Source organism: Mesorhizobium sp. M1328 (genome assembly GCF_040318075.1).
Taxonomy (GTDB): Bacteria; Pseudomonadota; Alphaproteobacteria; order Rhizobiales; family Rhizobiaceae; genus Mesorhizobium.
On record NZ_JAMYLO010000024.1, the window covers coordinates 36,554 to 62,366 of the forward strand.

At 63.1% G+C, this 25,813-nt stretch carries 27 protein-coding genes; 24 read left to right on the plus strand and 3 right to left on the minus strand.

Annotated elements, in window-relative coordinates; genetic code table 11:
• The first annotated feature begins 423 nt into the window (after positions 1-423).
• Positions 424-1,092, plus strand: a complete 669-nt coding sequence (locus tag NKH23_RS29370; protein ID WP_353036015.1) for a hypothetical protein — start codon at positions 424-426, stop codon at positions 1,090-1,092.
• Positions 1,093-1,237: 145 nt separating this feature from the next.
• Here NKH23_RS29370 and NKH23_RS29375 read toward each other — a convergent pair whose 3' ends face one another.
• Positions 1,238-1,570 carry a hypothetical protein gene (locus NKH23_RS29375; RefSeq protein ID WP_352912652.1) on the minus strand — a complete coding sequence of 111 codons (333 nt, stop codon included), beginning with the start codon at positions 1,568-1,570 and terminating at the stop codon, positions 1,238-1,240.
• 274 nt (positions 1,571-1,844) lie between these two features.
• On the opposite strand from NKH23_RS29375, the gene NKH23_RS29380 reads away from it, so the two are divergent.
• The 10 genes from NKH23_RS29380 to NKH23_RS29425 all read left to right on the plus strand — a co-directional run bounded on the left by NKH23_RS29380 (position 1,845) and on the right by NKH23_RS29425 (position 10,676).
• Positions 1,845-2,099: a hypothetical protein gene (locus NKH23_RS29380; protein ID WP_353036017.1), complete on the plus strand. Its 255-nt coding sequence runs from the start codon at positions 1,845-1,847 to the stop codon at positions 2,097-2,099.
• A gap of 168 nt (positions 2,100-2,267) precedes the next feature.
• On the plus strand, positions 2,268-2,993 hold the full coding sequence (locus tag NKH23_RS29385; RefSeq protein WP_352912836.1) for a GntR family transcriptional regulator: 726 nt from the start codon (positions 2,268-2,270) through the stop codon (positions 2,991-2,993).
• A 3-nt stretch (positions 2,994-2,996) separates the two neighbouring features.
• Positions 2,997-4,052 carry an ADP-ribosylglycohydrolase family protein gene (locus tag NKH23_RS29390; protein ID WP_352912654.1) on the plus strand — a complete coding sequence of 352 codons (1,056 nt, stop codon included), beginning with the start codon at positions 2,997-2,999 and terminating at the stop codon, positions 4,050-4,052.
• Entirely contained in the window at positions 4,049-5,035 is a 987-nt protein-coding gene (locus NKH23_RS29395) for a PfkB family carbohydrate kinase (RefSeq protein WP_352717035.1), read from the plus strand. The genes NKH23_RS29390 and NKH23_RS29395 overlap by 4 nt, the downstream gene beginning before the upstream one ends.
• 39 nt (positions 5,036-5,074) lie before the next feature.
• Positions 5,075-6,136 carry an ABC transporter substrate-binding protein gene (locus tag NKH23_RS29400; protein WP_352912655.1) on the plus strand — a complete coding sequence of 354 codons (1,062 nt, stop codon included), beginning with the start codon at positions 5,075-5,077 and terminating at the stop codon, positions 6,134-6,136.
• 66 nt (positions 6,137-6,202) lie between these two features.
• The gene (locus tag NKH23_RS29405) at positions 6,203-7,072 is read left to right on the plus strand and encodes an ABC transporter permease (RefSeq protein WP_352912656.1); all 870 of its coding nucleotides are present in this window, start codon (positions 6,203-6,205) and stop codon (positions 7,070-7,072) included.
• Entirely contained in the window at positions 7,072-7,860 is a 789-nt protein-coding gene (locus tag NKH23_RS29410; RefSeq protein WP_352912657.1) for an ABC transporter permease, read from the plus strand. Before NKH23_RS29405 ends, NKH23_RS29410 begins: the two co-directional genes overlap by 1 nt.
• Positions 7,860-8,927, plus strand: coding sequence for an ABC transporter ATP-binding protein (locus tag NKH23_RS29415; protein ID WP_352912658.1), 1,068 nt, complete (start codon positions 7,860-7,862; stop codon positions 8,925-8,927). Before NKH23_RS29410 ends, NKH23_RS29415 begins: the two co-directional genes overlap by 1 nt.
• A 79-nt stretch (positions 8,928-9,006) precedes the next feature.
• Positions 9,007-10,257: an aconitase X gene (locus NKH23_RS29420; RefSeq protein WP_352912659.1), complete on the plus strand. Its 1,251-nt coding sequence runs from the start codon at positions 9,007-9,009 to the stop codon at positions 10,255-10,257.
• On the plus strand, positions 10,254-10,676 hold the full coding sequence (locus NKH23_RS29425; RefSeq protein ID WP_352717027.1) for an aconitase X swivel domain-containing protein: 423 nt from the start codon (positions 10,254-10,256) through the stop codon (positions 10,674-10,676). Before NKH23_RS29420 ends, NKH23_RS29425 begins: the two co-directional genes overlap by 4 nt.
• Here the strand turns inward: NKH23_RS29425 and NKH23_RS29430 are convergent.
• A complete protein-coding gene (locus tag NKH23_RS29430; protein WP_353036019.1) occupies positions 10,673-10,969 on the minus strand; it encodes an SIP domain-containing protein in 297 nt (98 codons plus the stop codon). The genes NKH23_RS29425 and NKH23_RS29430 overlap by 4 nt on opposite strands.
• Positions 10,970-11,193: 224 nt before the next feature.
• On the opposite strand from NKH23_RS29430, the gene NKH23_RS29435 reads away from it, so the two are divergent.
• Genes NKH23_RS29435 through NKH23_RS29460 form a run of 6 tightly spaced genes read left to right on the plus strand, consistent with a single transcriptional unit; the run spans position 11,194 to position 16,607 of the window.
• Complete coding sequence (locus tag NKH23_RS29435; RefSeq protein WP_352912660.1) at positions 11,194-11,781, plus strand: thioredoxin family protein; 588 nt, start codon at positions 11,194-11,196, stop codon at positions 11,779-11,781.
• 38 nt (positions 11,782-11,819) lie between these two features.
• Positions 11,820-13,454 carry an FAD-binding protein gene (locus NKH23_RS29440; protein ID WP_352912661.1) on the plus strand — a complete coding sequence of 545 codons (1,635 nt, stop codon included), beginning with the start codon at positions 11,820-11,822 and terminating at the stop codon, positions 13,452-13,454.
• Positions 13,451-13,774: a 4Fe-4S dicluster domain-containing protein gene (locus NKH23_RS29445; protein ID WP_352912662.1), complete on the plus strand. Its 324-nt coding sequence runs from the start codon at positions 13,451-13,453 to the stop codon at positions 13,772-13,774. Before NKH23_RS29440 ends, NKH23_RS29445 begins: the two co-directional genes overlap by 4 nt.
• A 17-nt stretch (positions 13,775-13,791) precedes the next feature.
• Positions 13,792-14,628 (plus strand): ABC transporter ATP-binding protein, encoded by an 837-nt coding sequence (locus NKH23_RS29450; protein WP_352912663.1) that lies wholly within the window; start codon positions 13,792-13,794, stop codon positions 14,626-14,628.
• A gap of 13 nt (positions 14,629-14,641) precedes the next feature.
• Entirely contained in the window at positions 14,642-15,550 is a 909-nt protein-coding gene (locus NKH23_RS29455) for an ABC transporter permease (protein ID WP_352912664.1), read from the plus strand.
• Positions 15,551-15,587: 37 nt separating this feature from the next.
• The gene (locus tag NKH23_RS29460; protein WP_352912665.1) at positions 15,588-16,607 is read left to right on the plus strand and encodes an aliphatic sulfonate ABC transporter substrate-binding protein; all 1,020 of its coding nucleotides are present in this window, start codon (positions 15,588-15,590) and stop codon (positions 16,605-16,607) included.
• A gap of 65 nt (positions 16,608-16,672) precedes the next feature.
• Here the strand turns inward: NKH23_RS29460 and NKH23_RS29465 are convergent, their stop codons facing one another.
• On the minus strand, positions 16,673-17,704 hold the full coding sequence (locus NKH23_RS29465; protein WP_353036022.1) for a LacI family DNA-binding transcriptional regulator: 1,032 nt from the start codon (positions 17,702-17,704) through the stop codon (positions 16,673-16,675).
• Positions 17,705-18,077: 373 nt separating this feature from the next.
• Between NKH23_RS29465 and NKH23_RS29470 the strand changes: the two genes are divergently transcribed.
• The 7 genes from NKH23_RS29470 to NKH23_RS29500 all read left to right on the plus strand — a co-directional run bounded on the left by NKH23_RS29470 (position 18,078) and on the right by NKH23_RS29500 (position 25,803).
• The gene (locus NKH23_RS29470) at positions 18,078-19,691 is read left to right on the plus strand and encodes an extracellular solute-binding protein (protein ID WP_352717015.1); all 1,614 of its coding nucleotides are present in this window, start codon (positions 18,078-18,080) and stop codon (positions 19,689-19,691) included.
• 79 nt (positions 19,692-19,770) lie between these two features.
• Positions 19,771-20,631: a carbohydrate ABC transporter permease gene (locus NKH23_RS29475; RefSeq protein ID WP_292661980.1), complete on the plus strand. Its 861-nt coding sequence runs from the start codon at positions 19,771-19,773 to the stop codon at positions 20,629-20,631.
• Entirely contained in the window at positions 20,628-21,587 is a 960-nt protein-coding gene (locus tag NKH23_RS29480) for a carbohydrate ABC transporter permease (RefSeq protein WP_352717013.1), read from the plus strand. The genes NKH23_RS29475 and NKH23_RS29480 overlap by 4 nt, the downstream gene beginning before the upstream one ends.
• A complete protein-coding gene (locus NKH23_RS29485) occupies positions 21,584-22,675 on the plus strand; it encodes an ABC transporter ATP-binding protein (RefSeq protein ID WP_353036024.1) in 1,092 nt (363 codons plus the stop codon). The genes NKH23_RS29480 and NKH23_RS29485 overlap by 4 nt, the downstream gene beginning before the upstream one ends.
• 1 nt (position 22,676) lies before the next feature.
• On the plus strand, positions 22,677-23,738 hold the full coding sequence (locus NKH23_RS29490) for an ABC transporter ATP-binding protein (protein ID WP_352717011.1): 1,062 nt from the start codon (positions 22,677-22,679) through the stop codon (positions 23,736-23,738).
• 35 nt (positions 23,739-23,773) lie between these two features.
• On the plus strand, positions 23,774-24,862 hold the full coding sequence (locus NKH23_RS29495) for a Gfo/Idh/MocA family protein (protein WP_353036026.1): 1,089 nt from the start codon (positions 23,774-23,776) through the stop codon (positions 24,860-24,862).
• Positions 24,863-24,888: 26 nt separating this feature from the next.
• Positions 24,889-25,803, plus strand: coding sequence for a sugar phosphate isomerase/epimerase family protein (locus tag NKH23_RS29500; protein ID WP_352717008.1), 915 nt, complete (start codon positions 24,889-24,891; stop codon positions 25,801-25,803).
• Positions 25,804-25,813 lie beyond the last annotated feature (10 nt).

Sequence of the window (25,813 nt, forward strand, 5' to 3'; positions counted from 1 at the left end):
GTGGCGACTACAGAGAAAGCAACACGGGTGATGGAAAGGTTCCGGCAAAAATGACGCAGCACGGTGAAGCAAACCCGCGCAGCGCGGATCTTCTCGGCCCGTTGTTCTATTAGCGTTGGTCGGTTTGATGTTGTTGTTTGCAGATTAGGAATTCGCCTTATTTTAGCTGCCGACGGTTGCGCGACGTTCTTCTGTCCCGGCGCCCATCAGCTTACACTCGCATCGCTTCAACCGGTAGAGGCCATCCCGAAGCAAAACTTTCGGAAAATTTCACTACAAATTTCACGCGGCTGTTCTTTGAACATTTACCATGAGGCCAATAATTGGATCGGCAAAGAAACCGATCTTCTTCCTTGCACTTAGGGCGTAATGCAACCGGCGAGTTCGCGGGCTGCTCAGCGCAACTACAGCAAGGAGGATGTTATGACCATCAAGATCAAAACAATCACCGGTGCGGTGGCAGGCAGCGCAGTGCTTTTCATGCTCTCGATGCCGGTAAATGTCGCGAACGGAATTGCCGTTGGCGTTGGAACGTCCATCGGCGGCAACGGCGGCATCAACGCCGGTGCCGGCGCGACGGTTGGCGATCGCGGCGGCATCACCGCCGGTGCCGGCGCAGCGGTTGGCGGCAGCGGCGGCATCAAGGCACGCCTCGGTGCCTCGGTGGGCGGCAGCGGCGGCATTAACACCGGTGCCGGCGCAACGATTGGCGGTTCCAGCGGCATCGCCGCGGGCGCCGGCGCATCGGTCGGGGCCAGAAGCGGCATCAACGCCGGTGCCGGCGCGACGATCGGCGGTTCCAGTGGCATCGCGGCGGGCGCCGCGGTAGGCAGCGGCGTTAACGCTGGCGCCGGGGTCAGGGTCGGCAGTGGCATCAATGTCGGCGCCGGTGTCGGGATCGGTGGTGGAAGCAATCCGAGCAGCCCGTCCAATCCCAGCAACCCCAACAATCCCAGCTTGCCCCAGGTCGTTGCCGACATGTCGGGCGACAAGTTGGCCAGGATGAAGAAGCGCTGCGTTGACGTGCTCGGCAGCGAAGGCACTTACGACAGCGATCTGCGCCAATTGTGCCTGCTGATCGCTCGCCGCTAAGGCGAATACATCGGATGAAATGTCGGACCGGGCCGAGAGGCCTTCGTCCACCAAACCTCCAGCAGTCCAAAGCCCGCCATTGCGGCGGCGGGCTTTTTTGCCGAGCACGTGGCGGAGCATGGCGGGGCTCGAAAGAGCTTGCGCCTCAATGCGTCTGACGGCCAAGATCCGGCGGAGCGGCCGCTCTGTCTTCCACGGCATCCCCGCCCACTACGGGGCTGCTTTGCATCAGCTGAGTGCATGCAAACTCCGCCAGATCGGCTTCCGCGAAGCCGTCGAACTCGATAGCTGCGCCTTGGAGTTGGGCGGCTTGCATGACGAGCCATTCAATGTCTTCGCGCGCAACATTCTCGGCGAGGTTCTGCAGTCGCACGGCTTCGGCGACAGCAGTCAGATTGATGGCAATCCCGGACCGCAATGTAGCTCGAACTCGGGAACTGACGTCTTCGTGCAGGCGAACCGAAAATCCGTAGCGCATGGAAAACCTTCCCTTCAGGAGCGGTTTGTCCCTTGGGTTCTACCATGCGCCCAAGGCTCGCGATTGGCAAGCGAAATCCTTAAAAAACCATTTTATATCAAATAGTTAGCGTATTTTGTTGATTGCCCATTTGATACTTGATCCGCTTCATCGGACTTCTGCATGACTCACACATCTGAAGGTCTTGACGTATTCTGCTCACGTACCTAATTCTACAGAAAATTAGGAACATACTAACTCAGCTGCATTTAGGCTAGTATGACTGGAGGCCGAGATGTCCGAACTGGAACGCCCGGAACGATTGCAGATCATGCTGACCGTCGATGAACTGGCGGCGTTGGAGAACTGGCGCTTCGACAAGCGCATGCCGAGCCGGTCGGCCGCGGTACGTGAGCTTTTGAGGCGAGGTCTCACAGCCGATGGTTTCCTGACGGCGGCGCATGGGACCAAGTCGCGCGACTTCCGCATTCTGCCCCATTCTGCAGATGGTGACGGGGTAGTCGAGGGGTCTTCCAGCAGCGAACAGTGACATCTCCAGCGACCCCGTTCGCCCGCCGCACCTCGCATGGCCTTCACGGCCACAGGGTATCATCAAGCAGCTTGGTTTATCTGTGTGGCCCCTCCGCCGTCGGTTGACAGAGCTGGCTTTGCAGATACATTGCACAGGACTATACAGGTGCAATGAACAGGTATGCCTATGGTCCGCCGCGTGGTTCCATCGTCTCCCGGCACGGGCAAGCCCGAACAGATCGCCACCGTTCTCGAACAGGAAATCCGCTCCGGTGTCCTCGGCTTCGGCGACCGGCTGCAAAGCGAGAACGAGCTCGTCCAGCGTTTCTCCGTCAGCCGCAACACCGTCCGCAAGGGCCTCGAGGAACTTTCCAGCCGCGGGCTGATCACCACCAAGGTCGGCATCGGCTCTTTCGTCACCTTCGATGGCAAGCCCGTTGATGACTCAATCGGCTGGTCGCGGGCGCTCGCCAACGCCGGCGCCAATGCCGAAACGCGGACACTGCGGCTCGAGGTGATCGAGGACCCCGATCTTGCCGCACTGCTTGGAATAGAAAACCCGTTTTTCATCGCTGTCGATCGGGTGCGAACCAATGCCAGCGACGGCCACGCTATCTCAATCGAGCGCAGCCGCCTGCCATTGTCACCCGAACTGGAGGACGTGCCGTTGCGCGGCCTGCGCGAAGGTTCCCTGCACCAGACGCTTCGCGGCGCCGGCCTCATTCCCGACCATGGCGAGGAATGGGTCGGCATCGAAATGCTCAACCCAGAGGACGCCGCAATCCTCGGCTGCCCGCAAGGCACGCCGTTCCTGCGCGGTCGTCGGTTGACCCGCGCCGCCGATGACCGGCCGATCGAATATGTGACCAGCCTGCTCAACCCGGCGCATTTTGCGCTGCATATGAGGTTCTGAGTGATGCCGGACGACACCGGGAGCATAACCGATCGGGCCATGGGAGCGCTTGTGGGCGGGGCACTGGGAGATGCGCTGGGAATGCCGACGCAGCTTTTGTCGCCGGCGCGGATTGCCGAACTCTACGGTCATGTCGAGGACTTCATTGCTCCTTTCGCCGACCATCCGGTGTCGAAGGGACTCCCGGCCGGAACGATCACCGACGACACAGAACAGGCACTTCTGCTTGGCCGTATCCTGGTCGAATCCGGTAATCGGTTCGACCATGCGCGGTGGGTCAACGCGCTGCTCGACTGGGAACGCGATGTCAAGGCGCGCGGCAGCTACGATCTGCTGGGACCATCGACCAAACGCGCCATCGACGCCATCAATAACGGTATGCCAGCCGAGGAAGCGGGACGCAGCGGCGACACAAATGGTGCAGCCATGCGCATCGCGCCAGTCGGCATCATGATGCCGCCAGAGCCGCTTGACGCACTGGTCGGCAAAGTGGCCGAAACTTGCAGGGCGACGCACAACACGTCAATCGCAATCGCTTCGGCGGCAGCGGTCGCTGCCGCCATCAGTCGCGGCATCGCTGGCGGTGACTGGCGCGCCGCTTCCGACAGCGCCATCGCGGCAGCGAGACGAGGAGCGACGCTCGGCAATTGGGTGACCGGCGGTGACATCGCCGCGCGTATTGGGTGGGCGCAGGAGCTCGTACGCGGCAAGGCGACGAAGGACGCGATCCGGCTGATCACCGATCTGGTCGGCACCGGTGTCGCCAGTCAGGAATCCGTTCCGGCTGCATTCGCGGTGCTGGAAGTCGCCCGTGGCGATCCCTGGCAGGCGGCAGTCATCAGCGCCAATCTCGGTGGCGACACCGACACGATCGGCGCCATCGCGGCCGGCATGGCCGGTGCCTGCACCGGCCTTTCCCGATTGCCTCAGAACCGCATTGCAGACCTCAAGGGTATCGACATGACGGAGGTTAGCGCGCTCGCCGCCGACCTTGTTGCGGCGCGGACGTCTAGGGGCCGTGCGGACAAGACCAGCACCGGCAAGGATGCGGCGGCATGAAGGGGCGTCTCGTCCATGTCGGCAGCGCGGTGGTCGACTATGTCTACCATATCGATGCCTTGCCGGCACCGGGCACGGAGAAGACCGCGTCGAGCTATGCACAAGTCGCCGGCGGCGGCTTCAACATGATGGTCGCAGCCAGCCGCACCGGCATGAAGGTGGTGTTCGGCGGCCAGCTCGGCAGCGGACCCAATGGCGACTTCCTGCGCACGGCCTTAGCAACTGAGGGAATCGAGACACTCACGCCGCCATCGTCGGTTATGGACAGTGGCAATTGCGTCGCCATGATCAGCAGCGATGCCGAGCGCACCTTCGTCTCATGGCCTGGTGCGGAGAGTGTGCTGAGCCTTGACATGATGGCGCCCGTCTCGGTCGCACCGGGGGATTGGGTGTTCACCTCCGGCTATACGCTTAGCTACCCGGGAAGCCGAGACGCGATTGTTGACTGGATCGAGGCACTTCCGGCCGACACACCGCTTGTCCTCGACCCAACACCTGTTATCACCGACATTCCTCGCCATATCCTGTCGCGGATACTCGCCCGCACCACCTGGTTGAGCTGCAACACGACGGAAGCGACCGCGATTGCCGGTCCGGGCGGTGTCGAGACACTCGCGTCACGGCTTCTAAGAGACCACTCCCCGAAGGCCGTCGGCGTCGTCATTCGCGCCGGGGCGAAAGGCTGCCACGTGCGGCTGGCCGATGGCTCGGCGAAAACGATTGCCGGCTTCCAGGTCGATGCCATCGACACCAACGGCGCCGGGGATACCCATATCGGCGCCTTCGTCAGCGCGCTGGCGCGCGGCATGCCGCCTTTTGAGGCAGCGCGCTACGCCAATGCGGCGGCGGCCATTTCCGTCACCCGCCACGGTGGTTCATCAGCGCCGACCGACTGCGACATCCGGACATTCCTAAGCCATGCCGGCGGTCCGCCGATCGGCCTCCATGGCCGGAAGCAAGAGGCCAAACGCCCGACAGCCTGACAAAGCCCGGGAAGCGGGCAAACACAGAGAGGAACGAACATGCGCATGCCCCACTTGACTGCCCTGCTGACGGCGGCCGCCGTCTTCACCTCCGCACTCGCATTTGCCGCCAAGGCCGACGAGGTGCACGTACTCAACTGGAAGGGCTACGGCGCCGACGAGCCGTGGGCCGTCGAGGCGTTCGAGAAGGCGACCGGCAACAAGGTCGTCAACGACTTCTTCAATTCCGAACAGGAAATGCTGACCAAGCTCAGGACCAATCCCGGCCTCTACGACGTCGTTATGATCAACGCCGCCTTCAACGACCAGGCAATGGCGGAAAAGCTGATCCAGCCGATCGACACATCCAAGCTGCCGAACTATGCCGACATCAGCAAGGACAAGGCGAGTTCGCCGATGCTCGTCCATGACGGCAAGGTCTATGGGGTACCTTGGGTCTGGGGACTGACGGCGCTCGCCATCAACGAAAAATCCTTCGACAAGCCGCCGACCAGCATCGCCGAAATGTGGGATCCCGATCACAAGGGCCGCGTCACCATCCGTGATGATGCCGTCGAGGCGGTGCAGTTCGGCGCCATTGCCACCGGCCAGAACATCAACGACATCAAGGATATGGAGGCGGTCAAGGCGAAGCTCACTTCGCTGATGCCGCAGATCAAGACGTTCTGGAGCTCGGAGAACGACTGGAACCAGATGGCTGCCTCTAACCAGATCGACATCGGCACCTATTGGAGCGGCTCGGCCGACCGCGCCAAGACCCATTTCAAGCTGCCGGTCGCGCTCGTGATCCCGCAGGAGGGCGCCGTCGCCTGGCTCGACGCCTTCTCCATTCCGGTCGGATCCAAGAATGTCGCCGGCGCCGAGGCCTTCATCAACTACATGATCGACCCGAAGTTCTATGTCGAATGGGTCACCAAGGTCGGAGCCCCCGTATCCGCCAACACCAAGGCTGTGGAAGCACTTCCCTCGGATGCGTTCAACCGCAAGGTGATGGGTGACCCGGCAGTCGCCAAGCGCATCCAGTTCCAGGCGCCGATCACAGACGCCCAGCGCGAAGCCTATCTGTCGCTCTGGCAGCAGCTCAAGGTCGACGTGAAGTAACAGCAAAAGCCGCGATCAGCCGACCATCGTGTCGGCTGATCCTTCCCGTCCTGGGAGGAGATTGTCATGGCAGTACAGGTTGCAGCCGCGTCGCGCAACGAGCTGAGATCGGCCCTGCCGCTGCTGGCGCCTGCCTATCTCTGGCTGACGGTTGCAATTTTCCTGCCGCTCTCTGCAATGGTGTTCTTTTCCTTCATGACCGACCTGCCGCTGTCGGGAAAGCCGTGGGCATTCACGCTCGAAAACTATGCCGCCTTCTTTTCACAAAGCCTTTACCTGACATTGCTTGTGGCCTCACTGCGCCTCGGCCTCGAGGTGACGCTGTGGTGCATCGTCATCGGTTATCCCGCCGCTTATGTGCTGGCCAAGGTGCTGAAAGGGCGAAGCCGCGAGGCGATTTTCCTGCTTGTCATCCTGCCGTTCTGGTCGAACGGGCTGGTGCGCATCTTCTCCTGGGCGATGGTGCTGCGTGAAGGGGGCATTCTCGACACCGCGCTCAACGCCGTGCTGCCATTCAAGATCAACATTGATCTCATGTATTCCTATCCGGCCGTCATCATCGGGCTGGTGCACTCCTACGTGCCTTACATGGTGCTGACCTGCTATCTGACCCTGCAGGCCATCGATGACTCGCTGATCGAGGCCGGGCGCTCGCTCGGCGCCTCGCGGCTGCAGGTGCTGAAGCGGGTCATCATTCCGCTGTCGATGCCGGGCCTAGTGGCGGGCGCAGCACTCATCTTCGTGCCGGTCGTTGGCTCGTTCATGGAACCGCGCATCCTCGGCGGCCGTACCGGCACCTTTTATGGCACTGTCATCGAGGACCAGTTCGTCGCTGTGTTCAACTGGCCGCTGGGTGCTGCGCTCTCCTTTATCCTGTTGGCCGTCGTGCTCGTCATCCTGGCGGTTGCCTCGCCGGTGCTGCGTAGGGCTACGTGATGGCGACGACACGTGTCCTCGAATGGCTCGGCCGACTGTACATCTGGCTGTTGCTCGCCTTCCTCTATGTGCCCATCATCATCATGGCGCTGATGTCTTTCAACGTTTCGCCCTTCTACCAGCTGCCGTTCGCATGGACGACGGAATGGTACGCCTCGTTGTGGCAGAACGACGAGCTTATCGCAGCCACTTGGAACAGCGTCGAAATCGCAGTCATCACCACCATCATCTGCGTCTTGCTTGGTTCGGCGGCGTCACTGGCGCTCTACCGGTATGAGTTTCGCGGCAAGAAATTCCTGCAGGTGCTGCTGTTTCCGCCAATCGCCATTCCGTGGCTGATCACCGGCACGGCGATGTTGATCTTCTTCTTCGGCGTCGGCATTGGGCGCGGCCTGTTCGCCATCCTGCTCGGCCACGTCGCGCTTGCACTGCCCTATGTCATCGTCGTCGTATCGGCCCGGCTGCAGACCTTCGCGCCCGAGTTGGAAGAGGCGGCGCGCTCGCTCGGCGCCAATCAATGGCAGGTGACGAACCGCGTCACGCTGCCCTGGATCATGCCGGGCGTCATTGCCGGTGGGCTGTTCGCCTTCGCCGTGTCCTTCGACCAGTTCGTCGTCTCCTACTTTCTGTCGACGCCCGGCCAAACGACGCTGCCAGTCGAAATCTACGCCGCGATCCGCAAGGGTTTCACGCCCGAGATCAATGCTGTCTCAACGATCATCATTGTCGTGTCGATGGCGCTGATGCTGCTGACGGCGCGTTTCTTCAAATTCGGCGGAGAGAAATAATGGCGGGCGTGCAGGTATCGAATGTATCGCGCAGTTTTGGCACGCATAAGGCGCTGGACGATGTCTCGATCGATTTCCCCGACGGCGGGTTCTACGCCCTGCTCGGTCCTTCCGGCAGCGGCAAGACCACGCTGCTGCGCCAGATCGCCGGCTTCGACTTTCCCGACTCTGGCCGCATCTCCATAGGCGGCGAAAGTGTCGAGCGGGTGCCGGTGGAGAAGCGGCGCATCGGCATGGTGTTCCAGAACTACGCGCTGTTTCCCAATATGAGCGTCTCCGACAATGTCGCCTTCGGCTTGTCGGTGCGCGGCGAGCCCAAGGCGGTGATTGCCAGCGAGGTGCAGCGCGCACTCGACCTCGTGCAGCTCAGCAGGCTCGGCGGCCGCCGGCCGCACCAGCTGTCCGGCGGCCAGCGCCAACGGGTGGCGCTCGCTCGCGCGATCGTCATCCGCCCGCGCGTGCTGTTGCTCGACGAGCCACTCGGCGCGCTGGATAAGGCGCTGCGCGTCGACATGCAGATCGAGCTCAAGCGCATCCAGCGCGAGATCGGCATCACCACCATCTTCGTCACCCACGACCAAGAAGAAGCGCTGACGATGAGCGACCGTATCGGCATTCTGCGCGACGGCAAGCTGGTGCAGGAAGGTCCGCCCGAGGAGATCTACGATCGGCCGAAGAGTGAGTTTGCCGCCACCTTCCTGGGCGACGCCAACATCCTTCGCGGCAACGCCACTGGTACGGGCATCCGGCTGCCTGACGGAACAGGGATTGCCGCAGGCGCGGGGGCTACGCTTGTCGCCGGCATGAAGGCGAGCTGCGCCGTGCGGCCCGAACGGATCCGCATCGCCACCAATGCCGGCGTTCCGGACCGAGCCCATGCCAACATGCTCACGGGGCGGGTCTCCAAGCGTATCTTCGCCGGCAACAACAGCACGTATTTTGTCGATCGCGATGGCCAGACAATCAAGGTCATCGTGCAGAACACCGGCATCGAAAAGCTGGCGGAAGGACAACAGGTGGTGCTGCGCTGGTCGTCGGAGAGTACGGTGCTGATCGACGCGAGCTAGCAGATCCAATCCTTCAGTCTTGCCAGGCGGTCCGCAATCGGGGAAAGCATGGTCGGGCAAAGCGTGAGCGGAATACTCGATGTCGCTTGAATTGAATGCGGGCGACCAGTCGATGCTGCAGGGCGAGCAGGGTCCGGCCGTGGCCGCTGCGATGAAGATCCTGGTTGCCTTTTCGAAAGCGGTCGGCGCGCACAAATTGTTGGATATTGCCGGTGCCCATATCGACGGCTGCCTCTATCACGGCCAGGCCAGCCTCGATTTCGTCGAAAGGCTGATCGAGGGCGGCGGTCGCGTTCGGGTGCCGACGACGCTCAATGTCGGCTCGTTCGATCTGATCCATCCCGGATTGGTGAAGATGCCGGCCGCCGAAGAAGTACCGGGGCGCCGTCTAATGAAGGCCCATCTGGAACTCGGCTGCCAGGCGACCTTCACCTGCGCACCCTATCAGACTCGGTTCCGGCCAGGGTTCGGCGAGCAGATCGCCTGGGGTGAGTCCAACGCCATCGTCTTTGCCAATTCGGTGATCGGAGCGCGGACCAACCGCTATGGCGATTTCATCGATTTGTGCTGCGCCATCACCGGGCGCGCGCCGGCTTGGGGGCTGCACTTGAGCGAAAACCGGCGCGGCCAGGTTCTGTTCGAGCTGGTCGGTTCTGACCCAGAACCGAGCGACAGCCTGTTCGTTGCCGTCGGGCTTATCATCGGGCAAGCAAGCAGCGATCGCATCCCCGTGATCTCGGGCCTGCCAAGACCGCGCGATGAGGATCAGCTGAAAGCGCTAGGCGCCGCCGCCGCGACGACCGGGGCCGTTGCGCTGTTCCATGCGGTTGGTATCACGCCGGAAGCGAACACGCTTGAAGAGGCGTTTCATGGCATGGGGCCAGAGGAAACAATCCGCATCACGCGTGCCGACCTCGACGATGCGCTGGCTAGGTTGTCGAGCGTAGCTGACGGTGCGCCTTTGGCGGCCGTGTCGTTAGGCACGCCGCATTTCTCCTATGACGAGTGGATGCGCCTGTTGCCGCTGCTGCGCGAAGTCGGTCCAGGCAAGGGCGTCCCAATCTATGTCAACACAGGGCGCGCGACGCTGACGCGGCTGCAGGACGAAGGCGCACTGGCCGGCATGGAAGCCTTCGGCCTCGTTCCGGTCACCGACACTTGCACCTATGTCACGTCGATCCTCGAGCGTCTCGACGGCGTGGTGATGACCAATTCGGGCAAATGGGCGCATTACGCACCTGGCATTATCGGTGTGTCGGTGGCCTTCGGTGACATGGAGGACTGCGTCCGCTCGGCTGCGGCCGGCCGCGTCGTGCGAGCCGCGCCATGAAGGCGCCGGCCAGAACCGGTACATTCCACCTTTCCGGCTCGGCACAAGGCCCGGCGCTGGTGCTTTCGCAGGCGCTCAGCTTCTGGGGCGGGATCGACGTCGAAACGGGCGACATCATCGACCATTCGCATCCGGACCTGGGCGGCAATATCGCTGGCAAGATCCTGATAATGCCGAGCGGGCGAGGGTCGTCGTCCTCGTCTTCGGTTCTGGCCGAAGCGATCCGCAGAGGCACGGCGCCGGCCGGCATTATCCTGGCGCGGCCGGACCCGATCCTTGCCGTCGGCGCCATCGTTGCCGAATTCCTCTACGAAATCAGCATGCCGCTGGTCGTCTGCGGCATGTCAGGCATTGTCTCCGGCGACCGGATTGCAATCGGTCTGGGCGAAGATGCGCAAGCGATGGTGAGCAAGCTCTAGCCGGCCATCAGTCCCGCCGCGCCCCGCCGCCAGTCGGCTGCCGCCAGTGTCTCGTTGCGGCCGAGCGCCGGTGTACCGCGCCAGTGTTCGCGCACCGTCCTGGCGGCGGCTGCTTCGGCCGCGAACCAGCCGAATGCCGAACCGGTCGGCCATGCGACCGACTGGATGGCGCGCGCCAGCCTGTCGTCGATGCCGGCCTGCACGCCATTTCTCGGCAGCCAGTGCAGCTCAATACCGGTCGCGTTGTCGATGACCTGCCGTTCGCCATCGTCGGCGATCTCGACGAAGGCCACGCCGATTGCCCTTACCCGGCCGGCGCGCTCTTTTCTCAGAGGCGCTTTCCGGCCAAACAAAGTTGCCGGACCGGCACAAACATTGGCACGATATTCTATCCCGCCAGCTTGACCGCGAACGGCGTCTTCAGCCTATAATTCTACTAAATTCATAGACTAACTGCAAACGCGTTGACGTTTGCGGCTGGACTGCGAGAGAACCAAGGCACAAAGGGAGCGCGTCGATGCCGAAAACCGAATCCAACCCGATCGACCTCGGAACCAAGGCCGCCGATTTCCTGTTGCCCGACGCGCAAGGCGTGTTGCACAAGCTTGCCGATCTCGATGCCAAGCCGGCGTTGCTGGTCGCCTTCATCTCCAACCGTTGCCCGTTCGTGGTGCTGATCCGCGGGGCGTTCGCCGACTTCGCCAGGGACTATGCCGACAAGGGCCTGCAGGTGGTGGCGATCAACGCCAACAACCATGAAGCACATCCCGAGGAGACGCTGGCCCGCATCGGCGAGCAGGCCGAAGAATTCGGCTATACCTTCCCCTATCTCAAGGACGCTTCGCAGCAGACGGCGAAAGCCTATGGCGCGGCTTGCACGCCCGATTTCTTCCTGTTCGGCGCCGATCGGCGGCTGGCCTATCACGGCCAGTTCGACGATGCCCGGCCGGGCAACGGCAGGCCGGTGACGGGGGTGGATCTGCGCGCCGCGGTCGACACGGTGCTGAAGGGCGAGGCGCCGGCCGCCGAGCAGGTGCCGTCGATCGGCTGCAATATCAAGTGGAGCGCCGGCAATGAGCCGGTGTGGTTCTCCAAGGCGGCCTGACCCGTCGCAGCTGCTAATTCCCCTTTCCGCGAGTGCTCATGCCGAAGATTGTCACAGCCGTCCGCGCCGCGCCCGAAACGCTGCACCTCAATGCCGATGTGCTGGTGCTGGGAGGTGGTCCGTCAGCCGCCTGGGCGGCCGTCGCGGCGGCTGAAAACGGCGCGAGCGTGGTGCTGGCCGACAAGGGTTATCTCGGCACCAGCGGCGCTACCGCACCGTCGAATACCGGCACCTGGTGCGTGCCGCCGGGCGACAACAGGCATGCGGTGGTCGAGCGCCGCTGGCAGCGTACCGGCGAACTCGCCGACCAGCGCTGGATGCTGCGCTGCGTCGACACCGCCTACCGCAACCTGCTGCAACTTTCCGAATGGGGCTATCCGTTTCCGAGCGAGGATGACGGGCGGCTCTACATCGCCAATCTGCGCGGGCCGGACTATATGCGCTTCATGCGCCGCCGGGTGCTTCTGGCCGGCGTCACCGTGCTCGACCATCATCCTGCGCTCGAACTTCTGTCGGACGGCGATGCGGTCGTCGGTGCTGCCGGCGTCGGCCGCCAGGTCGAGCGCGACTGGCGGGTCAATGCCAAGGCGATCGTGCTGGCGACCGGCGGCTGCGCCTTCCGCGAACGCATCCTCGGCTCGACCGGGCTGACCGGTGACGGCTATCTGATGGCGGCGGAAGCCGGCGCCAGCCTGTCGGGCATGGAGTTCACCGGCAAGTACACGCTGGCACCGCATGGCTCGTCGCTGAACAAGGGCCTGCCGTTCCGCTGGGCGTCGTTCCACCGCGAGGACGGTTCGCCGATCCTCGGCCCGACCGGCGAGCCGCTGCGCAACGGCATCGGCGACCGCGAGGAGGAAGTGGCGCGCGCGCTGATCGAGGGGCCGGTCTATGCGCGGCTCGACCAGGCCGAGCTCGCGCTGCAAGGCTGGCTGCGCCAAGGCCAGCCGAACTGCTTCATGCCCTATGACCGCGCCGGTATCGACCCCTTCAACGATTTGTTCCGCGTCACGCTGCGCGCCGAAGGCACTGTGCGTGGTACTGGCGGCATTGACATCGTGTCCGACGACTGCGCCACCGGCGTGCCTGGTCTTTACGCCGCCGGCGACGCCGCCAGCCGCGAGATCATGACCGGCGCGGTTTCGGGCGGCGGCGCCGTCAATTCGTCCTGGGCGCTGGCCAGCGGCTGGTGGGCCGGCAAAGGCGCTTCGACCCATGCCAGGCGCCGCGCCGGCAAGGCGTTCCGCAGCGAGGTCCAGCCGCTCGGCCAAGCCGGCCTGCGGCCGGCGGCTTCGCCGCGTGCCGATATCGACACCAACGAGATCATCGAGACGGTGCGCGCGGAAGTCGTGCCGTTGGACAAGAATTTCTTCCGCAGCAGTGCAGGTCTCGAAAAAAGCGGCGAGCGGCTGCAGAGCGTTTGGCGCGACGTGCGCGACCATCTGCAAGGCGAGGGGCTGGAGCGGATACGCACCCGCGAGGCGGCGTCTATCGCTGCTGCCGGGCGCTGGTCGGTGGCGGCTGCGCTGCATCGCAGCGAGAGCCGCGGCATGCATCGCCGCACGGATCGTCCGGGCAAGAACCCGGCCTTCGCGCACCGGCTGGTCATCACCGGCGTCGATGATTTCCGCGTCGCCGGGGCGCCCGAGCGGCTGGCGGAGCTGGCGTCATGATCGAGATCGTCTCGGCCACGCGCTGCGTCGAATGCGACATCTGCGTCAAGGTCTGCCCGGCCAATGTCTTCGACGCGACAGACGGCGCGCCGATAATCGCCCGCCAAGAGGACTGCCAGACCTGTTTCCTCTGCGAGATCTACTGCCCGACCGACGCGCTCTATGTGGCCGAGGTCGCCGAAGGGCCGACCGGCATCAGCGAGATGGAGGTCGAAGCGCGCCATCTGTTCGGCAGCTATGCCCGCGCGCTCGGCTGGCAGCGCGGCAAGGCCGGCGGCTCCGAGTTCGACCCGACGCACCGCATCCGCGTGGCGCAATAAAGCGATCGGAGACAGGCATGGACCGCATCGTCGTCAACGACATCAGGAAGACCTTTCAGCTCAAGCCGGGACAGTTCGTCACCGTCGACGGCGAGGCGACCGACCGCGTTACCGTGCTAGACGGCGTCGATCTCGCCATCCGCACGGGCGAGTTCATCACTCTGGTCGGGCCGAGCGGGTCGGGCAAGTCGGTGCTGCTCGACATTATCGGCGGGCTGACGCAGGTGACCAGCGGCGGCGTCCAGCTCGACGGCAGCCGGATTACCCGACCCGACCCCAAGACCGGCTACGTGTTCCAGCAATATGCGCTGTTTCCCTGGCGCACGGCGCTGGCCAACATCGAATATGCGCTGGAAGTGCGTGGCGTCGCCAAAGCCGAACGCACCGCCACGGCCCGCCATCTTCTGGCGCTGTTCGGCCTTGCCGGTTTCGAGGACCGCTTCCCCAACCAGCTTTCCGGCGGCATGCAGCAGCGCGTGGCGATCGCACGGGCGCTGGCCAGCAATCCCGAAGTGCTGCTGATGGACGAGCCGTTCGCTGCCCTCGACCAGCAGACCCGCGAAATCCTGCAAGGCGAACTGCTCAGGATCTGGGGTAAGATCAAGACGACGGTGATCTTCGTCACTCATTCGATAGACGAGGCGATTTTCCTGGCCGACCGGGTGGTGGTGATGACCGCGCGTCCGGGCACGGTGAAGGAGATCATCGACATCGACCTGCCGCGGCCGCGCGACGGCGACATCCGCGCCAGTGCTGCCTTCAACAATCACCGCGCCCGTGTCTGGGACGTGCTGCGCGACGAAGTCAACAAGGCGCAGAAGGATTGGACGCTGTCGCCGGCGTTCAGCCACTGAGGGAGTTTTTGGCATGGCCTATCTGACCGAAAAGTTCGGCCCCGCCGGCGGCGTTCATCCGTTTGCCGGAGCCGGTGAGGCGGTGGTAGCCGCCAGGGTTCCGGCAATCAAGGCCCGAAGCGCTACACCCGCCGTCAGGCGCAGGCGAGGAGCAAGCTTCGGCACCTTCATCTATGGCCTGCCGCTGCTCGGTCTGTTCTTCCTCGCCTGGGAAATCGCGCCGCGGCTCGGCTGGCTGAACCGCATCTTCTTCCCGCCGCTGAGTGAGGTGCTGGTCGCGTGGTGGAATATGCTCGCCTCGGGCGTGCTGGTCGAGCATATCGGCATCAGCCTGCAGCGCGCGGCCATAGGCTTCGCGCTTGGCGTGGTCGTGGCCATCCCGCTCGGCCTGCTGATGGGGCGCTATTCGCTGTTCGAGAAGGTCTCCGACCTTTTGGTGCAGACGCTGCGCAACACCTCGCAGTTCGCGCTGCTGCCGGTGTTCATCCTTCTGCTCGGTATCGGTGAGGAATCGAAGGTGGCGATCACCTTCTATTCCTCGGTGTTTTTCCTCCTCGTAAACACGATCAGCGGCGTTAAGTCGGTCGATCCGCTGCTGATCAAGGCGGCGCGCTCGATGGGCACGTCCGACTTCGACCTGTTCCGGAAAATCATCCTGCCGGCCAGTATTCCCTCGATCGTCGCCGGCGCGCGGCTCGGCGTGAAATCCTCGTTGTTCGCGGTGATCGGCGCCGAGATGCTGGCCGCCAAATCCGGCCTCGGCTTCCTCATCCAAAACTCGCAACTGATGATGGAAACGGCCGATATGTATGCCGGCATCCTGACCCTCACCGTCATCGGCCTTGCCGTCAACTACCTGCTCGTCTGGTTCGAGCGCTGGGCAACTGCCTGGAAGGGCCAGTCGGAGAGCTCTCTCATTTAATAAGCCAGCCATTCATCCCAATCGGAAGGAATTTCAGATGTCCAGAATACCGTTCGATGCAATTCGCAGGTTGCTCTTGCAGGGCGCCATCGCCGTGATCGTCGGGCTCGGTGGCGTCCCCGCCTTTGCGCAGGACAAGCCCGAGGTCATCCGGATCGGCAGCACAGCGCCCGGGCACCTCAAATTCATCCTCGCCCAGCAGGACGGCTGGTGGGAGAAGGAATTCGCCAAGGACGGCATCAAGGTCGAATTGGTGACCTTCAATGGCGGTTCCGAGGCGACGACAGCGCTGGCGACCGGGGCGATCGAGGTCACCTATACCGGCAACAATCCAGCGCTGCGCGTCGCGGCCTCTGGGGCCGACGTCAAGCTGATCGGCCTGTCGAGCTATGTGAAGGCTGGCGGCTCCTCCATCATCGTCAAGGCCGACTCGCCACTAAGGACGTTGCAGGATCTCAGGGGCAAGAAGGTCGCCTATCTCACCGGCACCGTACGGCATTCGAATTTCAGCAAGGCACTGAACAGCGTCGGCCTGACGACGAGCGACGTCGAAGGGCTGAACCTGCCCTTCGAGGCGTCAGGGCCGGCACTGCTGCGCGGTGACATCGATGCCATCGTCGAGACCGACTCGACGGCGGCCAAGCTGGTCGACACCGGCGAGGCCCGCGTGCTCTACGACACCGGCACCCATCCGGAATGGAACGTGCCGAACGTCATCTCCGTCAACGGCGCCTTCGCGGCGAAATACCCGGATCTGATCAAGCGGCTGCTGAAGGTCGACATCGAGATTTCGCGCTGGGCCGACGCCCACCCCGATGAGACGATCAAGACCTTCGTCGAGGCAACCAAGTCGTCGGAAAAATCCGTGCGCAAGACGTACAGCCAGGGCCTGTTCTACCAGGACCCGAAGCTAACCGACGATGCGATCACCGCGCTCAAGGGCGAGGAGAAGTTCATGGCCGGCGCCGGGCTGCTGAAGGGGTCGATCGACTATGGCAAATGGGTCGACAAGAGCTTTGTCGACGGCGCTTATACGGAAGTCGCCGCCGTCCAGTAGAGTTGCTTGACGATGTTGCGGGCTGCGCCAGTCGGCGCGGCCCTTCTCATCCCTAAAGGTTCCGTTCAGATCTCCGGAATGCTCTCTCTGAAGATCACTTGCAGCCGTGGCTGGTGCAGTTCGTAAGGCAACCCCCTGACCGCGTGGGTCAAGGTGTTGAGCGCCTCGCGGGCCTCGACGCGCGGGTTCTGGTCGATGACCGCGTCGAGCGTGCCGTCGAGCAGAAGCTCCTTGGTGCCTTCCGTTACCTCATGGCCGAGAAAGACCGTCGACAGCGCGCGCCCGCACTCCTTGAGTGCGCGGGCGATGCCGGTGTTGCCGGCGCCGACATTGTAGATGGCGGCCAGGTCCGGGTGCCGGTCCAGCAGGGCGGAAGCCTCCGAATAGGCTTTCTCCCGATCGTCGAGCATTTCGCGCATCTCGACGATCTGCAGATTGGGCGATTCTTCCGCCAGAATGTGGCGGAAGCCCATCTCGCGCTCTTCGTGGCCGCGGTAGGAGAGCGAACCGGCGAACAGCGCGACCTTGCCCGGACGCCCGGCGCCCATGAAGCGGTTGAGAAGGTAGCCGGCGAGCCGGCCGGCGGCGCGGTTGTCGATGCCGATATAGGCGACCCTCGGCACATGCAGGATGTCGGAAGCCATGGTGACGACCTTGACGCCGCTGGCAGAAAGCGAGCGGATCGCCTCGCGCACCGTTGGATGGTCGAGCGCGATCACACCGACGCCCTGCGTCTGCCCGTGCAGTTCCTGCAGCAGACGGGCGAGCCGGTCCGGATTGAAGCCCTCGATGGTGGCGACGCGGACGTCGAGGTCCGGCCGCGCCTGCGCCTGCGCCTCGATCTGGCGGTGCAGCATCTTGATGAAGGAATTGGTGCCGGCGGGCAGGGCGAAATCGAGCCGTATGACCTCACCGCGCAGCGCGTTGAGCGAGCTCGGATTATTCGAATTTTCAGCGATATAGCCAAGCCGCTGTGCCGTTTCAAGCACGACCTCGCGAGTGCGCGCCCTGACCCCGGCGCGGTTGTTGAGCACACGGTCGACCGTGGCGGCGGAAACGCCGGCTTCCCGGGCTATGTCTGTCAGGGTGGACCGCACTGTAGATCACCTCATTCCAAAATGTGCCAGGGGCGCATCGAGATCACGCATTTCATGGGTCCGTTGTCGAAGCGGCGGCTTCATCGCCAGCCGCGATTCTGATGGGAAATGATGTAACCAGCCTTGGCCGATGCGCAAGCTGCCGCGCTACACCAAAATGCCGAAGCGGACCAACGCGGGGAGGTGGGTAGCCGGGCTCCCTCAAATTCAAGCACCGGCTTCAGTGTGAGAGCCTTGATAAACGCCATCCTTCCCCTCCCATGAGATGTTATGAGGTGTCTTGATTATTTATGATGTTGACAGCCTTCGTATAGTGCCGTCAATATCCATCATAAGGGCCATGGAGGAACAAGGCCCTGAGGGAGGAGTTCCAATGTCGAATTTGATCCGCGTGTCGCGGCGCCGTTTGCTGGCATCCGGTGGAAAGGCGGCGGTCCTTGTTGCCGCCGCAGGTATTGCACCGAAATTCATTCGCCCAAGCCGGGCCTATGCGGCCGATGCCCTGGCGCCCGGCATGATCGGTGGCCCGACGGGCTTCGACGGCTCGGAGCGCTATCAATATGGCGCCGACACGCCCGAGGGTCGCGCCATCGAGGCGGCCAAGGCGATGAAGGGCGCCGGCAAGGCGCCGGCCAAGATCGTACTTGGCCTGTCCGACGGCTCGATCGGCCAGCTGACCCAGCCGTTTCCGGCCGGCGCGCCGTCGATCAAAGATCTCTGGGAGAAGGAAACCGGCATTCCGCTTGAGATCGTCGGTGTGCCCAACGGCCAGGAATTCACCAAAACGATGCAGGACATCTCCACCAAGGGTGGGGCGTATGACATCTACGCGGTCGAATGGAACCGTCTTGGCGACCTGGCCGAAACCGGCGGCATCCTCAAGCTCGACGACTTCGTCGCGCAGTACAAGCCGGAATGGGACGATCCCGAGCGTGGTTACGTCAATGGTGCCAAGGGCGTGTCGCTGCTCAACCAGTATCGCGGCTCGACCTATGGCGTGTCGCTGGATGGCGACTTCCAGACATGGGTCTACCGTACCGATCTGTTCGGCGACGCAAACGAGAGGAAGGCCTTCTCCGACAAATACGGGTATGAACTGGCGGCGCCGAAGACCTGGAAGCAGCATGACGAGATCGCGGCCTTCTTCCAGCGCCCGGACAAGGGCCTGTTCGGCTCGACCGATCTGCGCAACCAGGGTTGGGGCTACACCAACTGGTATCAGCGTTATGTCTCAATGGCTTCGCCCAATCAGTTCCTGTTCGACGATACCGGCAAGCCGCTGATCAATTCGGAGCAAGGTATCGCGGCGACCAACGAGTACATTGCTTCGCTTTCGCATCATTCGCCGGATGCGATCTCCTGGGGCTGGCCGGAGCAGTACGGCAATTTCGCAAAGGGCGGTGCGGCCATGACCTGCGCCTTCTCCAATCTGCCGAAATTCCTCGACAATGCCGGCAACAAGGATTCAGCTGTCACCGGCAAGATCGGCTCGATGCTGCCACCGGGCCGCGAGATCGACGGCAAGCTGGTCAGCCGGTCGGTGCTGTGGCTCAATTTGTCGGCGTCGGTTTCCTCGCAAGCCAAGAACCCGGAGGCCTGCTACCTGTTCCTACAGTGGCTGGGTTCAAGCCGCATCTACGCCTGGATGACCGCCAATCCGGGCGGCTACTTCGATCCGTTCCGGCTATCGGATTTCTCGGATCCGCTGGTTCGCCAGACCTATCATGCCTACCACATGGACGTGGTGCGCGAGACGGTCGCCCGCACCGTGCCCACCATCAACTATCCCGGCGCCACCGCCTTCCACAACGCGCTAGACGAGAACCTCGTCGCCGCGCTGACCAAGGCCAAGACGGCCGAGCAGGCGATGGCCGACACCGAGGCCGAGTGGAAGAAGATTGCCCGCCGTACCGGCGAGGAGAAGCTTCTCGAAGCCATCAAGACCAACAAGGAGGCCTGGCCCACCGTCCTCGATCCAATCGCCTGATCCTTCCAGGATCCTACCAAGGAGGGGAGGAGCGGTCGCTCTTCCCCTCGGCAACGAAAGACTCCAGCGAAGCCGCAAGATGAAGCGTTCAGTTCCTTTCGAGATATTCCGCTATGCCGCAATCTTTGCGGCGATGGCGGTGACGCTGGTGCCGATCCTGTGGATGGTGTCTATGGCGTTCAAGCCGATCGCCGAATGGTCGGCGACCGGCGCCGACCTGACTTGGTGGCCGAAGAACCCGACACTCAGCAATTTCCGCTTCGTCTTCGGTGAATCGACCAACAATCTGATCGTCGCGCTCGACCGCACGGCTTTGAAGCCGATCCTGTCGTCGCTGCTGTCGGCCACATTTGGCACGGCAATCGCCATGTCGGCGGGCACCGCGGCGGCCTACGGGCTGTCGCGCTTCGGCTCGGGCCAGAACCTGCCGCTGGCGCTGATCCAGCTTCGCCTGTTTCCGCCGATGGCGGTCATGACCCCGGTGATGATCATGTGGGCCTTTCTCAACTTCACTGACAGCTGGTGGGGGCTGTCGTTGATCTACGGCATCGTCACGCTGCCTTTCGCCTTCTGGCTGATGAAGACCTTCTTCGACGACATGCCGCGCGAGATCGAGGAGGCGGCGCTGGTCGAGGGCTGTTCGCGATGGCGCGTCTTCACCCGCATCACGCTGCCGATGATGCGCGCGCCGCTGGCCAGTGCCGCGCTGTTCGTCTTCATCCTCAACTGGTCAGACTATCTGATTGCGCTGCTTCTGACGACGCGCGAATGGGTGACGGTCCCCGTCTACATGGCCTCGCTGTCCTCCTCGATGACCGGACAGCTCTATGGCGCCAAGGCAGCTCTCGGCCTGATCGCCGCGGTGCCGCCGGTGATCATGGGGATCGCCATCCAGCGCCATCTAGTGCGCGGGCTGACCTTCGGGGCGCTCAAGCAATGAGCGCGGTGACAGCCACGATTTCGGAGGGCGACATGCAAGCCTCTAAGGCGGCATCGGTGTTGCCGGACGAGGGCGCACGGCTCGGCTTCCGGTTGACCCTGCCGGCGCAGATCCTGGTGCTGTTCATCGCCGTCTTCCCGCTCCTGATGCAGCTCTATATCAGCCTCACCGACTGGTCGCCGCTGTCGGGCACCGGCTGGTGGAATGCCTGGTCGATGTGGAATAGCTTCGCCAATTACACCGACCTTGCCGCGGACGCGCGCTTCTGGAGTGCGCTGAAGCGCACGACCATCGTCATGATCGTCTGCGTGCCGGCGGAGTTCCTGCTCGGCTTGGCGCTCGCGACGCTGTTTGCCGACGAGTTTCCCGGCAAGCGGATCTTCTACTCAATCCTCTTGATGCCGATGATGGTGGTGCCGGCGGTGGCCGGCTACATGTTCTTCATGCTGTTTCAGTCGGGCGGCCCGGTCAACGACATCCTGTCGGCGATGTCAGGCGTTCCCGTCACCATTGCCTGGCTGTCGGACCCGACGCTGGCTCTCATCGCCGTCATGATCGCCGACATCTGGCAGTGGACGCCGCTGATGTTCCTGATCCTGCTTGCCGGTCTGGTCGGCGTGCCCGAGGACCAGATCAAGGCGGCGAGGCTGCTCGGCGCCAACCCGTGGCAGCGCTTCGTCACCATCGTGCTGCCGAAGATGAAAACGATCATCATCATCGCTCTGGCGATCAGGGTGATCGAGAACTTCAAGATCTTCGACACGCTTTACATCATGACCGGCGGCGGTCCCGGCGTCGCTACCGAAACCATCTCCGTCTACATCTACAAGCTCACTACCCAGGACCTGATCTGGGGCTATGTGGCGGCAATCGCGCTGGCCATATTGATCGTGCTGTCCATCGCCGCGGTGTTTGCCATGAAACGTATGGCCCGGGTACGCGAGGTGGCGGCATGAGCACCATCCACCTGCAGAACCTGGTCAAGAAATTCGGCGACTTCACCGCGCTGAAGACGATGGATCTGGCCATCGCCGACGGCGAGTTCATGGCGCTGCTCGGACCGTCGGGCTGCGGCAAGTCGACGACGATGAACATGATCGCCGGCATGGAAGAGCCGACCAGCGGCAAGATCCTGTTTGGCGAGCGCGACATGGCCGGCGTGCCGATGGGGCGGCGCGGCGTCGGCTTCGTCTTCCAGAACTATGCGATCTTCACTCATATGAGCGTGCGGCAGAACCTCGCCTACGGGCCGAAAATGCGCGGCGCACCAAAGGCCGAGATCGACCGCCGTGTCGGCGCCATTGCCGAGATGCTGCAACTGACGCCGCTGCTCGACCGCAGGGCGGACAGGCTGTCGGTCAACATATTGCAGCGGGTCGCGATCGGCCGTTCGGCGATCATGGAGCCGGCGATCTTCCTGCTCGACGAGCCGCTTTCCAATGTCGACGCCGCCTTCCGGGCAGTGATGCGGACCGAACTGAAGCAGTTGCAGCGGCAGTTCCGGCAGACCATGGTCTACGTCACCCACGACCAGCTCGAAGCCATGACGATGGCCGACCGCATCGCGGTGATGGATCACGGCGTGCTGCAGCAGGTCGGCACGCCACTCGAGGTCTACAACAATCCGGCCAATGTCTTCGTCGCCCGCTTCATCGGCGCGCCGGGCATGAACCTGCTCAGGGGCAGGCCGGCGGAAAGCGACCGTGGCCTGGTCGTCGATCTCGGCCCACTCGGGGCGACGCCGCCGCTGCCGGTCGAGATCGCCGATGCCGCACGCCGGATGCGCGGCGAAGCGTTTTATGGCTTTCGACCGGAGCAGGTGACGCTGGCTGAAGGCGGCCGTGGCCTGTCCATGCCGGTGAGTTTCGTCGAGCGGATCGGCGCGCGCACCATCATCCACCTTGGCGACGGCGAGACTGCGGTGAAGGCGGTGTTCGACAATGATGTCGGGCTGGCGATCGGGCAGACAGCTGTCGTCGCGCCTGCGGCGGAGGCGGTGCGCGTCTTCGACGCCGCTTCCGGCCTTGCGTTGAGAGCAGGTTGAGATGGCTGATATCGTTTTCCGCAATGTGACGAAACACTATGGTGGCACGCTGGCCGTCGACGACGCCTCGTTCACGGTCGACGACAACGAATTCTTCTGTTTCTTTGGCCCGCCGCTGTCGGGCAAGTCGACGATACTCCGTCTGGTGCTCGGGCTGGAAACCCCGGACACAGGCGAGATCCTGATCGGCGGCAGGCCGGTCAACGCAGTGTCGCCGGCGGAGCGCAATGTCGCCATGGTGTTCCAGAACCTGGCGCTGTTTCCGCATATGAGCGCGCGCGACAATATCCGCTTTCCGCTGGTCGAGCGGAAGGTGACAGAAGCCGAGATCGAAAAACGCGTCGCCGAGGTCGCGGCTAAGCTGCATATCGGACATATCCTGCACAAACCGCCGGCGCAGCTTTCCGGCGGCGAGCGGCAGCGTGTGGCAATCGCCCGTGCGCTGGTGCGTGATCCTGTCGCGTATCTAATGGATGATCCGATCTCGGCGCTCGACGCCCGGCTGCGCGAGGAGACGCGCGTCGAGCTCAAGCGCATCCAGCGCGAGCTCGGCAAGACGCTGATCTATGTCACGCACGACCAGGAAGAGGCGATGTCGGTCGCCGACCGCATGGCCATACTGGAGAGCGGCAAGATCAGGCAGATCGGCGCGCCTGCCGAGATCTATGACCGGCCGGCCAGCACCTATGTGGCGCGGCTGCTCGGCTCGCCGATGATGAATATATTGAAGTCGGTGCACGGCGCTGAAGGCGTGGAGGCGGCGGAAGGCACGATCCGCATCGCGGATAAGGCGGCGCCGGCCGATGCCGTCGAAATTGGACTCAGGCCGGAAGACATCAAGGTCAAGGCTTGGTCGGAGGGGGGCGCGGGCCGCCCGGCGCGAGTGTTCGAGGTCGAGCCGCTCGGCGGCTACACCGTAGTGACGCTCGCCGCCGGGCAGGCGCGTCTGCGGGCGCTGTTACGCGGCCAGCCGGACATCAGGCCGGACGCGATGGTGGCGATATCCTGCGAGCCGGGCAGGGTGCATTATTTCGGGCAAAGCGGGGGAGCGCTGGCAAGATGACGGTGGCTGCAAGAAACGAGCTTCGGGAGGAACATATGGCAAGCAACGGCTTCGAGCCGGACGTTGAAGTCCGCACCAGGGAATACAGGATCGGCTGCGTCGGCGCCGGCATGATCATGGCCGAATGTCACCTTGCCGCCTACAAGGAAGCCGGTTTCCCCGTGGTGGCGATTGCCTCGCGGACCAAGGCCAGCGCCGAGAAGGTCGCCAAACGCTGGGACATCCCGACCGTCCACGATACGCCGGAACAGCTTATCGAGGACAAAAACGTCGAGATCATCGACCTTGCCTTTCCGCCGGACCAGCAGCCGGCGCTGATCCGTCATGCGCTCAAGCAGGAGCATATCAAGGCTATCCTGGCGCAGAAGCCATTGGCGCTGTCCCTCGACGAGGCAATCAAGCTGCGCGACGAGGCGGCCAAGGCAGGCAAGATCCTCTCGGTCAACCAGAACATGCGCTACGACCAGTCGATGCGCGTCTTGAATCAGATCATCGACAGCGGCGCGCTCGGCGACATTGTCTTCGCCCAGATCGACATGCATGCGATCCCGCACTGGCAGAGCTTCCTCGAGGACTATGACCGCCTGACGCTCGCCAATATGAGCGTCCACCATCTCGACGTACTGCGCTTCCTGTTCGGCGATCCCCTGGAGATCACCACCCTGACCCGCAAGGACCCGCGCACCCGCTTCGACCATTCGGACGGCATCACCGTGTCGACGATCAAGTTCCCGTCCGGCGTGCTTGCCGTATCGCTGGAGGATGTCTGGTCCGGTCCGCGCCAGGAGGGCTACAAGGACGACCAGCACATCAACTGGCGCGTCGACGGCACCAAGGGCGTCGCCAAGGGCACCATCGGCTGGCCGACAGGCGCTGCGTCGACGCTGACCTATGCCTCGACCGAGACCACCGGTGGTGAATGGGTGACGCCCAGCTGGGACACGATGTGGTTCCCGCATGCCTTCATCGGCGTCATGGAGCAGCTCCAGCACGCGGTTAAGATGGGCGAGCCGCCGGCGCTCTCGATCGCCGACAACGTCAAGACCATGGCGCTGGTCGAAGCGGGCTACCGCTCGATCGACATGGGCCGGACGGTCAAGCTTTCCGAAATATCAACTGACTGAGTCACTTACAGGGAGGACTTCACACCATGATGCAGGCAGGTATCTTCACGGGTTATTTCCCGTATGGCCTCAAGGAAACCGCGCAGAAGATCCGTGCGCTCGATTTCAACACCGTGCAGCTCGACCTGCATTTCAAGGACATAGATCTGTCGGCCGGGCAGATCACCAGGGACAAGGCCAAGACCGTCCGCGATACGTTCCGCGACGAGAATCTGCCGATCTGCTGCGTGTCGGGCTACACCAACATCATCCATCCGGATATGGGCGAGCGCGAGAGGCGCGTCGGCTATTTGAAGGAGATCATCCGCAACGCACGCCATTTCGGCGCCCCTTACGTGATCTCGGAAACCGGTACCTACAACACCGAGTCCGACTGGGTGCATCATCCGAAGAACAAGACCGAGGAAGGTTTTGAGGAATGCCGCAAGGTCATCGCCGACCTTGCCCAGACCGCCTATGACCATGGCGCGGTCTTCCTCCTCGAAACCTATGTCAACAATGTCGTCGGCTCGGTCGAAGAGACGGTGAGGATGTTCGCGCAGGTCGACCACCCAGGCCTCGGCCTGTTGATGGACCCGACCAACTATTTCGAAACCCACAACATCGACAGGATGGACCAGATCCTGAACCAGGTGTTCGACACGCTGACCGACAAGATCAAGATAGCCCACGCCAAGGACGTCAAGCGCTCCGGCGGCGACAAGTCGGAAAAGCACGCAGACATCGGCGACGAGGACGCGCTGGAGAGCCACACTTTCCGCGGCGTCGGCGAGATCGAGCTGCCGGCGCCCGGCCTCGGTTCGCTGAATTATGACCTCTATCTCAAGCGGCTGGCCGAAAAGCACCCGAACATCCCGGTCATCATCGAGCATCTTTCGGAAGACGACGTGCCGCGCGCGAAGAAATTCCTCGACGGAAAATTCCGCGCCAACGGACTGTGATGGCGCGGCT